Origin of the sequence: Clostridium tanneri, from assembly GCF_033659955.1 — a bacterium.
In the GTDB taxonomy this organism is placed as follows: Bacteria; Bacillota; Clostridia; order Clostridiales; family Clostridiaceae; genus Clostridium_AM; species Clostridium_AM tanneri.
The window spans coordinates 424,683-438,246 of the sequence record NZ_JARUJP010000001.1; the positions used below are offsets into that span (position 1 = coordinate 424,683).

A 13,564-nucleotide genomic window follows, 5' to 3' on the forward strand; every position below is an offset into this window, starting at 1 on the left:
TATATTATTCTATTCTACCTTCTCGAATTCTTCTGTTCCAACTCCGCAAAGTGGGCATAGCCAATCCTTTGGAAGATCTTCAAAGGCTGTTCCTGGGTTAACCCCTGCATCAGGATCTCCTACCTCTGGGTCATAAATATATCCACAAACTTTACAAATATAACTATCCATAATATTACCTCCGTGATATTTAACTTTCTATAATTATTTTACTATAAATTTCTAAACCAGTCAACAATAATTATTACTTAAAAATAAATATTAATTTTATTAGTAACTAAAAGAAAAGTTTATAATTTCTCCAATTCATTTACCAGGAGGCATTAGTTGTTACAACTACCAAAAACACCCTAGTATTATTACCAGGGTGTTTTTGATATACTTTTGAAATAAGCCCATAACCGACTAGTTAAATTCAACTACTATTATGCTTTCTACATCGTCTTTCAGCAGTCATGCTCTTATTAAAATAGCTTATTTAATCATATAACTTTCACACTTATTAAATACTTCATCCTCTACCATAGCTCGGATATAAGTTCCTTCATCTCTGTACTCTTCTTCTTTAACCTTTCCGTTTCTATGCAAAAATGCTACCATAGACTGATCACTATAAGGTATAATATACTCTACCTCTTTTAAAGTATAAGGAAGAGCATTTCCTATAACCTCTAATAAAGAATCTAAATTAATTCCCTCTCTAGCAGAGATTTTAATAATCTGTATTCCTGCATATTCTTCTTCAATTTCTTTTATTCTTTCTTCAGAGGCTCTATCTATTTTATTTAGTACTAGTATAGTAGGCTTATCCTTTGCACCAAGCTGTGACAGTACATTGTTAACTGCATCTATTTGTTCTTCTGCAGTATCTGATGAAACGTCAACTACATGTAAAAGCAAGTCTGAATAAAGCACTTCTTCTAATGTAGATTTAAAAGCTTCTACTAAGTCATGAGGAAGCTTTTTTATAAACCCAACGGTATCAGTTATAGTAATTACTCTGCTGTCTGGCAGTGCTATTGCCCTTGTGGTTATATCTAAGGTTGCAAAAAGCATATCTGCCTCAAATACCTTCTCCTTTTCAGAGTTTTCCTTAGGCATAGCAATCTCACATAGTTTATTTCTAAGAGTAGACTTACCAGCATTGGTGTACCCTACTAGTGAAACCTTTGGTATATTAGTTCTTCTTCCCCTTTGGGTTTCTCTAACCTGTCTTATTTTCTTTAACTCTCTTGTTAAATCATATATCTTTTCTCTTATATGTCTTTTATCTACTTCCAGCTTCTTTTCTCCAGGACCTCTTGTTCCAATTCCCCCACCAGTTCTTGAAAGAACAGTACCTAAACCTGATAATCTTGGAAGTCTATATTTAAGTTGTGCAAGCTCTACCTGTATTTTCGATTCTCTACTTCTTGCTCTAGTTGCAAATATCTCTAATATTAATGTAGTTCTATCTATAACCTTTGCTCCTAGATTTTCTTCTAAGTTTCTTACTTGAGATGCAGAAAGCTCATCATCAAAAATAACAACATTAGCATTACAGGACTGTCTTAAAAGTGCTATTTCTTCTACCTTGCCTCTTCCTACATAAAAAGCAGTATCTAAGGTGGATCTCTTTTGTAAAACTGCGTGAACTACCTTAACGTTACAGGCCCTAGCCAGTTCTGCCAGCTCCTCTAAGCTTTCTTCGCTTTCTACTCCAACTAACACTGCCCTTTCACTATCATCATCAATAATATCATTATTTTTCATTAAGCTTTCTATGTGATTTATTCTATCTAATATATTATAGTGAAGAGCTTGCTCAATAGTTATTGGCTCTGTACTTTCTCCAACAAGTAAGTCATCTTCTATGCCGCAAAAGCCTATGGACATATCTATAACTTTGTTATCTTCTACAGCAACTGCCGCTATGCAATCCAATTTCAACTTTATTAAGGCAGAAATATCTATTGCTGAAAGCCTTGAGTTTCCATTTGGATGGGTATGTATTATTCTAACTCCACATAGCTTCTTTTCCTTTACATCGATTTCAGGCATTTCAACAGTACTGCTATCACCTATGGCTACTGCAACTACTGCTCCTTTTCTAGTAACTGCAACACTAACTTCTCTATTTAAATAGGAAGTTGCCTCAGCAATTATATCTATAAGTTCTTCATTACAAATGCTATCCTTAGGAATTTTCATTTCATAAATTTGTTCTAGTTTATCTAATATGAAATTTTTTACTCCCTCTGTATTTCCATATATCATAGAATCATCTCCATTCTTTTATTAATCAAGCTTTCTAAATTCTCTCACTTATACTTAGTTTTATCCTTACCAACCTGTAATAATTTTATGTTCTTATGTAAAAACTTAAACTATAAATTTAAAATGTTTGAAGTTAAAAAAAACCAAAATATGTAGAGTATACTACATATTTTACCAAAAACTTTCTATACTTGACAACTTTCATATAATTTTATACTATAAAACTATTATTGTAAATATGTATGGTTGGAGGCTTATTATGGAGGATAAATCAAGAAACGTATTATTAAGCAAGGAAAAAATTGCTGAAAGAATAAAAGAGTTAGGTAAAGAAATTAGTAATGCATATGAAGGAAAGAATTTATATGTGCTGTCACTCTTAAGAGGAAGCTTTATATTTGCAGCAGATTTAGTTAGAGATATAGATGTTCCTGTAAAAATCGGATTCATGACAACTTCAAGCTATGGCCACTCAGAAGAATCTTCTGGAACTGTAAAAGTTGTAAATGACATACCTGATGATATTACTGGATACGATGTTCTTATTGTAGACGACATAGTGGACACTGGAATTACAATGAATTTTGTAATGAACCACGTAAAATCACTTGGAGCTGCTAGTGTAAAATGTTGTGTTCTATTAGATAAGCCTGAAAGAAGAAAAACAGACATTAAACCTGATTTCTGCTGTTTCCAAATTCCTGATGTATTTGTTGTAGGTTATGGATTAAACTATGGTGACTACTACAGAAATATCCCTTATGTTTTCAACTGGGAAGAAAAATAATAAAAATATAAATTCTGTGTTCATTAATTTGATCACAGATTTTTTTATTAAAAACTCTAAAGTCTACCTTACCAATATTTAGGTTGGTATCTCTTTTGACACCTCTTCTGCTATTACCTAAGAAAAATTCACTACTAATATCTATATTAAGTAGTTCTACCCTTATTTACTCATAATTTTTATGTATTTCATTAATTTCTTAGTTTATGTTATAATAATTTAAAATCGGTAATTTTCCTAAATAAAAAACAAGGAGGACTATTATGGTTAAAAAGCGCAAAAAAGCTCCTTATAAAGCTTTAAAAATTACGCTGATTACTATATTCAGTTTATTTATATTATCTATTGTAGCCTCTGCTGGGGCAGTTTTAGCTATAATAAAAAATGCTCCACCTCTAGACGTAAATCAAGTTTTAACTTTGAACGAGCCATCAGTTTTATATAACGACAAGGATGAATTCATGGATAAAATGCTTGTAACTGAGCAGCGAAATATAATTTCATTTAAAGATATGCCTGAGGACCTAAAAAATGCCTTTGTCAGCATTGAAGATGAGAGGTTTTACAAACATGGTGGTATAGACTTTAAAAGAATTATAGGCTCAGCATATGTGAATGTAAAAAGCAAAATAAAGGGCAAATCCTCTTTACAAGGTGCTTCTACTATAACTCAACAGCTTCTTAAAAATACAATTTTATCTTCTGAAGTATCTTGGAAAAGAAAAATTCAGGAAGGCTATTTAGCTGTTAATCTGGAAAAGCAATTAACTAAAGAGCAAATACTGGAAGCTTATATGAATACCATATCTTTAGGCGGCAGTATCTATGGAGTTGAGACAGCTTCACAGCAATACTTTGCAAAACCAGCTAAGGATTTAAACTTAATACAATGTGCTTTTATTGCAGGAGTAACTCAAAATCCTTCTGTATACTATCCTTATTCACCATCAGCTAAGAAAAATCCCTCTCTTTACTTGAATAGAACTAAAAATGTACTAATGAAAATGAATGAGAATGGATATATCTCCAGTGATCAGTATAATCAGGCGTTATCTGACTTGGAAAGCGGAAAACTAGTATTTCAACCCTATTCTGCACCTAAGAATAAACTTAACTATGAATGGTTTTCAAGACCTGCCATAGAGGAAGTTAAAAAGGACTTAAAAGCTGAATATCATTATACTGATACAGAAATTCAACATCTTGTTATGTACGGTGGACTAAAAATTTATACAACTATGGATAAAAGTATTCAAGATAACACTCAAGCATTGCTTGATGCAGATAGTACCTTTGGCCTTAACTCAAGAAGAGACAAAAATGGCATAATGCAGCCACAGGCTTCTGCTGTAATAATTGATTATCATACTGGAGATGTTAAAGCAATTGTTGGAGGAAGAGGAGATCAAAATGCTTTATCTTATAATAGAGCTGCGTCAGACAACTTCTTAAGGCGTCCAGGATCTACTATTAAACCATTAACAGTATATGGTGCAGCTATAGATTCTAAGCAGATGTCTGCAGCTACTTCAGTAGATGACTCTCCATGGCCAGATAATCTAGTTAAAATGTACGGCTTTAGCCCTAAAAATGACACTCTAGCTTTTGGCCAATACGGCAGTAATGTTACCCTAAGGACGGCTATAATGCATTCCTTAAACGTGCCTGCAGTAAACATAGAGAATCAAATTGGTTTAAGAACCGGTGCTGAATATGCAGAAAAGTTTGGACTAAAGTTAGATCCTTCTGATAAATCAAGTATATCTGCTTTAGCTTTAGGGCAGATGACTTATGGAACAAATCCTTATACAATGGCAGCGGCTTACGGCGTTTTTGGAAATAATGGTGTGTATACCTACCCTAAATTCTATCGTAAGGTTGTAGATAGAACCGGAAAAACTCTTTTAGAAAATAAAAAAGAAACTAAACAGGTTCTCTCTGCTGAAAGTGCCTATATAATGTATGATATATTAAAAGGTCCTGTTAGTCCTGGTGGTACAGGTCCTAGAGCCAACTTTGGCAATATGCCAGTAAGAGGAAAAACTGGTACCTCTGGTGAAAGTAAAGATTTATGGTTTACTGGTCTCACACCATATTATTCTGCATCAGTGTGGATTGGTAATGATGATAATACTATAGTTAGTGGTGCTAACAGTAATATGGCTGCAGGTGTATGGGCAGCTATAATGCAGCCTGTTCATGCAAACTTAGTAGCAAAGGATATTACAATGCCTCAAGGTGTAGTAAGTGCAGCAGTTTGTTTAGATTCTGGTAAATTACCTACCTCTGCCTGCTATAGTGATCCTACAGGCAACAAGGTATCTAATGAACTGTTTTTAGAGGGTTCCATTCCTTCTGATTACTGTAATTTATCCCACTCTTCAGGCTATAAAAATTCAATTTGGGATAATCAGTTTTTAAAGCCTTCTAAAGATAAAAATAATCAAACTAATTACGATAATGGTACAGAGGAAAACCCTGATGAAGATATAGATAATACAGATACAAATGGTGGAACGGATAAACCTGGTGAAAATAACACAAAACCAAACTCTCCGCAAAATAATGAGGATGAGGAAAGTGTTCCAGTTAACAATAAAGGTACAAATCCCAAAAAGTCTACAACAAAAAATCCATAACCTTACTGAAAGACTTAGCTAAGCTAAGTCTTTCAGTAAGAAATTTTAAGATTTTGTTTAACTTAAAGGTATATTCTTATTTAGAGTATGCCTTTTTTATTTAGTCCTTAGTCTTAGGATTAAATAAAAGAGCCATTATATATCCAAATACTATTGCTGCTGTTATTCCCCCTGCAGTTCCCTTTATACCACCTGTAAAAGCTCCTAAAATTCCTTTGCTATCAACTTCTTTTATTGTAGCTTTAGCCAAGGAATATCCAAACCCAGGCAGAGGTATTGTTGCACCTGCCCCACCTAGTTTTATAACAAAATCATATATATTTAGAGCCCCTAAAATTACTCCTATTGTCACAAAACTTACTAATATTCTCGCTGGTGTTAATTTAGTTTTATCCATAAGTATTTGAGCAATTACACATATTGTTCCTCCCACTATAAATGCCATTAGATAGCTCTTCATTGTTAGTCCTCCATCTTTCCATATTCTACAGATACTGCATGGGCAATACCAGGTATACTCTCTCCCTGTAGCGAAGATGTAGTACTTAAAAGTGCACCGGTAGAAACTAATAGTACCCTTTTAAACTTTCCACTTAACATATTTTTATATATATATCCACTATAAACTACTGCAGAGCATCCACAGCCACTTCCTCCAGCATTAGTTCCCTGTCTTTCGCTGTCAAATATCTCTTCTCCACAATCTATATAGTTATCCTTTATGTTGTATCCATATTCCTTTAATAGACTAATTGTTATTTCCTTACCATACTTGCCTAAGTCTCCAGTTACTATAAGGTCATAATACTTTGGCGACCTTTTTGTATCATTAAAGTGTTGATATATAGTAGAAACTGCTGCTGGCGCCATAGCTGCTCCCATATTATTAGGGTCATTTATTCCATAATCCTTTACCTTGCCTATAGTTACATGGGTAATATAAGGATAGTTTCCCTCCTTACCTAAAACCATAGACCCTGCTCCAGTTACTGTCCACTGAGCTGTAGGCGGTCTTTGATTTCCAAACTCCAGCGGAAACCTAAATTGTCTTTCTGCTGCTGCAAAGTGAGACGAGGTTGCCGCAACAACATAATTAGCAAAGTTACCATCCATAAGCATAGCCGCCACTCCTAAGGATTCTGTCATTGTGGAACATGCTCCATACAGACCTAAAAAGGGTATATTCATACCTCTAGCTGCAAAACTTGAAGATGTGAGCTGGTTCAATAAATCTCCTGCTAGCAAGAAATCTATTTGTTCTTCCTTTATTTTTGCTTTCTTTATGCTTTGCACTACTGCATTATATAGCATATCGCTTTCTGCTTTTTCAAAGCTTTCTTTTCCATTTAAATCATCTTGTAGTATTGTATCAAAATAGCTTTTTAAATTCCCTTCTCCTTCCTTGGGACCTACTATACTTGTAGCAGCAATTATTCTAGGCTTACTTTCTATTTTCACAGTATGCTTACCTATTTTTTTATTCAACTAAATCCTCCCCTTTCGTCAACTGACAATTAAGGTTCATATTCTTGTTATGATAAAATAAGCAATACCTACTATAACCGATGACCCTATACCATAAACTAGCACTGGTCCTGCTATAGTAAACATCTTAGCTGCTACACCAAAAATGTAGCCTTCTTTTTTAAACTCCATAGCTGGTGAAACTATAGAATTGGCAAACCCAGTTATAGGAACTACAGTGCCAGCTCCTGCATGGGTTGCTATTTTGTCATATACTCCTATGCCTGTTAGAAGTGCTCCTATAAAAACCATTATTATTGAAACGTATGCTCCTAAATCATCCTTTGGTATTCCTCTATTTAGTAAAAAGTTATTAAAGAACTGTCCTATATCACAGATTAATCCTCCAACGATAAAAGCACTTATGCAGTTTTTCAGTAAATTAGGTTTAGGCTGAGTTTGTGCAGATATCTTTTTAAATTTTTCTCTAACTTTAGCTTCCTTTATTGGCACACAAAACACATCCTTTATAATAAATATAGTTATTTTATTGTGTGCAGTATTTTTATTTTTAAACAAAAATAAAAATAGGATACACTGTTAATGTATCCTATCCACTTAAGGTTTCTCTCATAATTTTTAATACTTTTTTTTCAATTCTTGAAACTTGTACCTGACTTATCCCCAGCATCTTTGCCACCTGAATTTGGGTTTTGTCCTTAAAGTACCTAAGCATAATTATTTGCCTTGACTTAACATCTAAACTTTTTAAAGCTTCCTTTAATGCTATTCTATCTATCATATCGCTGTCTTCCTGTGGATTTTCACTTAACTTATCTATAAGCAGTACCGGAGCTCCATCATCTTGATGTATGGTATCATGTAGATATTGAAGACTATTGGCAGATTCTGTTGCAAAAACTATATCTTCAGTATTTACTCCAGAAAACTCTGACAGTTCCTGAATTGTAGGATCCCTATTAAGCTGCTTAGTTAAAGCTTCTTTATCATAATGAAGCTTTTTAGCAGTATTTTTTACGCTCCTACTTACTTTAATCATGCCGTCATCTCTTATAAATCTTTTTATTTCTCCAAGTATCATAGGAACAGCATATGTAGAAAATTTTACATTATACTTTTCATCAAAGTTATTTACTGCTTTAACTAATCCCATGCATCCTATTTGGAATATGTCCTCGTACTCATATCCTCTGTTTAAAAATTTCTTGCTTATTGTAGAAACAAGAGGCAAGTTAACTTCTATTAACTTATTTAAGGCACTTTTGTCTCCATTTCTAGCGTACTTAATGAGCTCTAGGTTATCTTCATAGTCGTACCTGGATTTTTTTACAGCTTCTTCACTCATACTATTCACCTAACTTAAAGATTTAAATGCTTTTTTCATTATCAATCTTGTCCCTTTATTTTTCTCAGATTCCACTTTTAAAGTATCCATAAAAGTCTCCATTACAGTGAAACCCATTCCTGACCTTTCTAGGTCTGGCCTTGATGTATATAATGGCTGCATAGCAAGCTCAACATTATCTATTCCAACACCTTGGTCCTCTACCACTATTGTAAGCTCTCTATCTTTGATATAAGCCTCAATTTTAACTATAGCTTCTTTACTATTTTCATATCCATGAATAATAGAGTTCGTAACTGCTTCTGAAACTGCAGTTTTAATATCTGCTAACTCCTCTACAGTTGGGTCTAGCTGTGATGCAAAAGCTGCTACTGCTACTCTTGCAAAACTTTCATTTTCTGATCTGCTGAGAAACTCTACTTTCATCATATTCTCGTACATTTCTAATCCCCCCACTAAATAATCTGAGCTGCTTCTTCAGTGCTGTCATAAAGCTTAATTATTTTAAACATACCTGATAGTTCAAAGATTCTTTTTACAGAATCTCTTACATTAGTAATACATATAGTTCCTTTCTTCAAGCTCAATTTTTTGTATCTTCCAATCACTACACCTATACCTGAACTATCCATGAAAGTTACACCAGAAAAGTCCATTATTAACTTACTTATATTTTCTCTATCTAACCTATCATCAATTTTATTTCTAACCTCTTCAGCACTATGATGATCTAATTCTCCTACTATGTAGGCTATAAGTTTTTCATCTCTGTTTTCAAATTCTACATACATGCTATCATTCGCTCTACTAAAACTACATTTATTCTGTGCCCTATAGTCTTAGCGTTAAAGCTATTCCCTTAACATTAATTTACCACTTTTGGCTCTTGGCTAAACCAAAAGTGCCTGTAATTAACTAATATATATTAAATTACAGGGTATGCAGATAGTTTCTGCATAGTCCGAGCCAGACGGTCTTACCCCCCTTCTCTTAATAAATTTTTGTGTATATTATAAAAACTAAAAGAATATAATAGTACATTTAACTATTATTCTATTTTTGTAATATTTTTCCTTCTTTTTCATAAATATTTTTATCTTCTATTTTTACCAATTTGCATAATTTTATACTATAAAATTATTTTTTTCTACAATTCAACAATAATTATTAAAATTCCTTCCTAAAATATAGTGTTATCAACAATCCTTACCTTTTAATTGTCATTTACTAAAATCATTGTTATAATATTATTTGTTTGATTAAAGATATAATATCATTATAAAGTTTTCAATAGGAGGTATGCATTATGGATATGTGGTTAAAAGAAGGTCAGATAGCTGATGCTGCTATGACATACAAAATAAAGGAAACATTAGTTACTAAAAAAACCGAATTTCAAGATTTAGCTATAGTTGATACATATGCTTTAGGAAGGATGTTGGTTTTAGACGGTATAGTTCAAACTACAATTAAAGATGAATATGTTTATCATGAAATGATAGCACACATTCCTCTATTTACCCATCCAAATCCTAAGAAGGTACTTGTTGTTGGTGGCGGAGATGGTGGAGCTATAAGAGAAGTTCTTAAACATCCTTCTGTAGAAAAGGCAGTTTTATGTGAAATAGATGGCGAGGTTGTCAAAGAGTGTAAGAGATTCTTACCAGAAATAAGCTGTGCCTTAGATGACCCTAGATGTGAAGTATTTATAGGTGATGGTATAAAATATGTTCATGAACACAAGAATGAGTTTGACGTAATTATAGTAGACTCAACGGATCCTTTTGGAGCTGCTGAAGGTTTATTTGGCGGTAGTTTCTATAAAGAGATATTTGAATGTTTAACAGAGGAAGGAATATTTATAGCTCAAACTGAAACTCCTTTCTATTTACCTGAAGTTGTAAAGAAGGTTTATGATGATGCAAATGCTATCTTCCCTGTAACTAGATTATTTATGGCTGGAATTCCTACTTATCCAAGTGGTTTCTGGAGCTTTACTGTAGGTTCAAAGAAGCATGATCCAAAAACTGTGGACTTATCTAACACTATAGATATAGACACAAAATACTATACTAAAGAACTTCACCATGGTTGTTTTATACTTCCTAAGTTTGTTGAAGATTTAATAAAATAGTTGATATTTAAGAGTCTCTCTTAAATATAGAGTTACATAAAAAATTAAATAATAAATTCAAGTAAACGACACATGTGGTGCTTTGCACGTAAATCTAATTACGGTACAAAACATCACAGGTGTCTTTTTGTTGTCTAAAAACTGACAGCACTTGCTTGAACAAAAGAAAGGAAGGTATTTTTTATGCCAAATCTGGAAGCCCAAGCTAGCTAAATAATAGTATTCTTAACGCAATAAAAACGCCGCTAAACCATATTTAGCGACGTTTGTATATTATATAGTCTAACTGAAAATCTTATTTTACAGCTTCTTTATTTGATGGAAGAATTACTTCAACCTCTGAATGTGGACGTGGAATAACGTGAACTGATATTAATTCTCCAACACGTTGTGCAGCAGCAGCTCCAGCATCTGTAGCAGCTTTAACAGCTCCAACATCTCCTCTAACCATAACAGTTACAAGTCCGCCTCCAACATATTCTTTACCTATTAAATATACGTTTGCTGCCTTAACCATAGCGTCAGCTGCCTCTACTGCTCCTACTAATCCTTTAGTTTCTATCATTCCTAATGCATCATATTTTACCATTTTAAAATCCTCCTAAATATCCTTTATTTTTATATTTTTATATTTTAATTTTTATTTACAAACTTTTATTTTACTATTGTTATTTTTGAGTTTGAGTTCATGCCCATTGCATTAGCTTCTTCAATATCAAGATGACATTCAAGCTTTGAAGCATCGTTAGCTCTAATAGCTACATTGCTATATACTCCGCCTCTTAGGTCATCAAATTTTATTGATACTACATCTCCATCACAAACCCCTAAATTTTTAGCATCTTCAGGTGTCATGTGAATGTGTCTTTGAGCAACCACTAATCCTTCTTCAATTTGAACAGAACCTTTTGGTCCAACTAATGTGATTCCAGGTGTTCTGCTTAATTCTCCTGATAGTCTTATATGTGGTACTGCTCCAAGCTTAATGCAGTCTCCAGCTAACACTTCAACTTGAGTCTTGCTTCTTACAGGTCCAAGAATTCTAACCTTCTCAATGGCACCCTTTGGTCCGCAAATTGTTACAACTTCTTTGCAAGCATATTGTCCAGGTTGAGATAAATCTTTAAACTTCACAAGTTCATGGTCTTTACCAAATAAACATTCTAAATCCTTTTGTGAAAGATGTACATGTCTATTAGAAATACCTACTGGAATCTCAGATAAATTTTCTTCTACAGCTTTTTTTCCATTAGATTCAACTGTCTCTAACAAAAGTTTTAATACTGATTCAAAGTTGTCCATTAGTTTGCCCCCTTAATAGCAGCAACTATTTGGTTAACTAAATCTAAAAGCCCTTCATTTTTTTCACCTTCATTGCTAGCGCAAGTGTTAGTAGTTGCAGTACACTCATTAGTTTTGTTTAAAGCTGCTGCAGCGGCTGCAATTTGAGCTGGACTCATATTCATAAATGCGTTTTCAAGTTCATGACAGCTTTCAGTAGTTTTCACATAGTTAAAAGTTTTGTCATCAGCTGCTAATGTTGTACAATCCTTTATTCCATAAGCAACTCTCTTAATGTTTACAAGGTGCTCTGGAGTAACGTTCTCAGATACTGAACTTCCTCCCCATGTACCACATCCTAAAGTGAATGAAGGATTAAGTCCTGTGCTTGCACCTGTTCCACCTTGAGTTCCACCAGTATTAACAAGGATACGTGAAGCTGGCTTTTTAGCAAATTTCATAACTATATCTCTGTCTTCAGTATGAATGCTCATTGTATGACCAATTCCATTTTGAAGTAATTCAATACTTAATTCACATGCTTCATGCCAATCCTTTACTGTATAGAATCCAAGAACTGTTGTAAGTTTTTCAAAGGATAACGGATTACCTTCGCCTACTCCATTTTGTCTTCCTATAAGTACTTTTGTTCCCTCTGGAATTGTAATTCCTGCAGCACTAGCAATAACCTGTGGACTTCTTCCAACAAACTTAGCATTCATAGCGTGTCCATTTTTAAATAACAGCTTGCAAACTTTATCAGTTTCTTCTGCTGTCATAAAATATCCGCCTTGTTTTTTGAACTCTTCAACAACTTTATCCTGATTACATTCTTCACAGATTATTGATTGTTCTGAGGCACAAATCGTACCATAATCGAAAGTCTTACTTGCCATAATATTTTTAACAGCTTTTTCTACATCAGCAGTTCTTTCGATATATGCTGGAGAGTTTCCTGCACCAACACCAAGAGCTGGTTTTCCTGAGCTGTAGGCAGCTTTAACCATTCCTGGACCACCTGTAGCTATTATTATAGATACTTCCTTGCATTTCATTAATTCATTTGTAGCTCCAATTGTTGGAATGCTTACTGCACTTATAACATTCTCTGGGGCACCAGCTGCAACAGCAGCATCATGCATTAATTGAACTGCTTTAGTTGTACATTTTGCAGCAGATGGATGAGGTGAGAACACTATAGCATTACGAGATTTAATTGATATCATAGCTTTGAAAATAGCTGTAGATGTTGGATTTGTTGAAGGTACTATCCCCATAACCAAACCAACTGGCTCAGCAATCTCTATAAGCTTATTTATAGGATCTTCTTTAATTACATCTATAGTCTTCATATCTTTTATTGAGTTATATAATATAGTAGATGCTAAGTGATTTTTGAAAGTTTTATCTTCTACTTTACCAAAACCTGTTTCTTCAACAGCCATCTCTGCTAAACAAACAGCATTCTCTTCTGCAACTCTAACCATATTACGTAAAATATTATCGATTTGCTCTTCAGTATAGTCAGCAATTTTATTAGCTGCTACTTTTCCAAGTCTGGCAAGATTTCTAGCTTCTTGTATTGAGCGCAAATCTTTATCAAAGTTTTCCATTGTTTCATACTTCCCTTCTTAGCC

General features: G+C 33.7%; 14 protein-coding genes. 3 read left to right on the forward strand and 11 right to left on the reverse strand.

Translation table 11 applies throughout. From position 1 onward, the window contains the following. Window positions 1-9: 9 nt before the first annotated feature. Both rd and hflX read right to left on the reverse strand, forming a co-directional pair. Complete coding sequence (gene rd, locus P8V03_RS02060; protein ID WP_261671905.1) at window positions 10-171, reverse strand: rubredoxin; 162 nt, start codon at window positions 169-171, stop codon at window positions 10-12. Between the two features lie 303 nt (window positions 172-474). Continuing rightward, on the reverse strand, window positions 475-2,256 hold the full coding sequence (gene hflX, locus P8V03_RS02065; protein ID WP_261671906.1) for a GTPase HflX: 1,782 nt from the start codon (window positions 2,254-2,256) through the stop codon (window positions 475-477). Between the two features lie 259 nt (window positions 2,257-2,515). On the opposite strand from hflX, the gene hpt reads away from it, so the two are divergent. Next, on the forward strand, window positions 2,516-3,043 hold the full coding sequence (hpt, locus tag P8V03_RS02070) for a hypoxanthine phosphoribosyltransferase (RefSeq protein WP_318796586.1): 528 nt from the start codon (window positions 2,516-2,518) through the stop codon (window positions 3,041-3,043). Between the two features lie 263 nt (window positions 3,044-3,306). Then, window positions 3,307-5,682 (forward strand): transglycosylase domain-containing protein, encoded by a 2,376-nt coding sequence (locus P8V03_RS02075; protein WP_318796587.1) that lies wholly within the window; start codon window positions 3,307-3,309, stop codon window positions 5,680-5,682. Window positions 5,683-5,782: 100 nt separating this feature from the next. On the opposite strand, the gene spoVAE is transcribed toward P8V03_RS02075, so the two are convergent. The 6 genes from spoVAE to spoIIAA form a co-directional block, all read right to left on the reverse strand. Next, complete coding sequence (spoVAE, locus tag P8V03_RS02080; RefSeq protein ID WP_261671909.1) at window positions 5,783-6,142, reverse strand: stage V sporulation protein AE; 360 nt, start codon at window positions 6,140-6,142, stop codon at window positions 5,783-5,785. A gap of 2 nt (window positions 6,143-6,144) precedes the next feature. Next, window positions 6,145-7,167 carry a stage V sporulation protein AD gene (gene spoVAD, locus P8V03_RS02085; protein WP_261671910.1) on the reverse strand — a complete coding sequence of 341 codons (1,023 nt, stop codon included), beginning with the start codon at window positions 7,165-7,167 and terminating at the stop codon, window positions 6,145-6,147. Window positions 7,168-7,203: 36 nt separating this feature from the next. Further along, a complete protein-coding gene (spoVAC, locus tag P8V03_RS02090) occupies window positions 7,204-7,659 on the reverse strand; it encodes a stage V sporulation protein AC (protein ID WP_261671911.1) in 456 nt (151 codons plus the stop codon). 97 nt (window positions 7,660-7,756) lie between these two features. Further along, on the reverse strand, window positions 7,757-8,512 hold the full coding sequence (gene sigF, locus P8V03_RS02095) for an RNA polymerase sporulation sigma factor SigF (protein WP_261671912.1): 756 nt from the start codon (window positions 8,510-8,512) through the stop codon (window positions 7,757-7,759). A gap of 9 nt (window positions 8,513-8,521) precedes the next feature. Continuing rightward, the gene (gene spoIIAB / locus P8V03_RS02100) at window positions 8,522-8,953 is read right to left on the reverse strand and encodes an anti-sigma F factor (protein WP_261671913.1); all 432 of its coding nucleotides are present in this window, start codon (window positions 8,951-8,953) and stop codon (window positions 8,522-8,524) included. Between the two features lie 14 nt (window positions 8,954-8,967). Further along, on the reverse strand, window positions 8,968-9,303 hold the full coding sequence (gene spoIIAA / locus P8V03_RS02105) for an anti-sigma F factor antagonist (RefSeq protein WP_261671914.1): 336 nt from the start codon (window positions 9,301-9,303) through the stop codon (window positions 8,968-8,970). 515 nt (window positions 9,304-9,818) lie between these two features. On the opposite strand from spoIIAA, the gene speE reads away from it, so the two are divergent. Continuing rightward, window positions 9,819-10,646 carry a polyamine aminopropyltransferase gene (gene speE, locus P8V03_RS02110; RefSeq protein ID WP_261671915.1) on the forward strand — a complete coding sequence of 276 codons (828 nt, stop codon included), beginning with the start codon at window positions 9,819-9,821 and terminating at the stop codon, window positions 10,644-10,646. 295 nt (window positions 10,647-10,941) lie between these two features. Here the strand turns inward: speE and eutM are convergent, their stop codons facing one another. From eutM to P8V03_RS02125, 3 genes are all read right to left on the reverse strand, one after another. Further along, window positions 10,942-11,235 (reverse strand): ethanolamine utilization microcompartment protein EutM, encoded by a 294-nt coding sequence (gene eutM / locus P8V03_RS02115; protein ID WP_261671916.1) that lies wholly within the window; start codon window positions 11,233-11,235, stop codon window positions 10,942-10,944. Between the two features lie 65 nt (window positions 11,236-11,300). Beyond that, window positions 11,301-11,948 carry a phosphate propanoyltransferase gene (locus P8V03_RS02120; RefSeq protein WP_318796588.1) on the reverse strand — a complete coding sequence of 216 codons (648 nt, stop codon included), beginning with the start codon at window positions 11,946-11,948 and terminating at the stop codon, window positions 11,301-11,303. Further along, window positions 11,948-13,540 (reverse strand): acetaldehyde dehydrogenase (acetylating), encoded by a 1,593-nt coding sequence (locus P8V03_RS02125; RefSeq protein ID WP_318796589.1) that lies wholly within the window; start codon window positions 13,538-13,540, stop codon window positions 11,948-11,950. Before P8V03_RS02125 ends, P8V03_RS02120 begins: the two co-directional genes overlap by 1 nt. Window positions 13,541-13,564 lie beyond the last annotated feature (24 nt).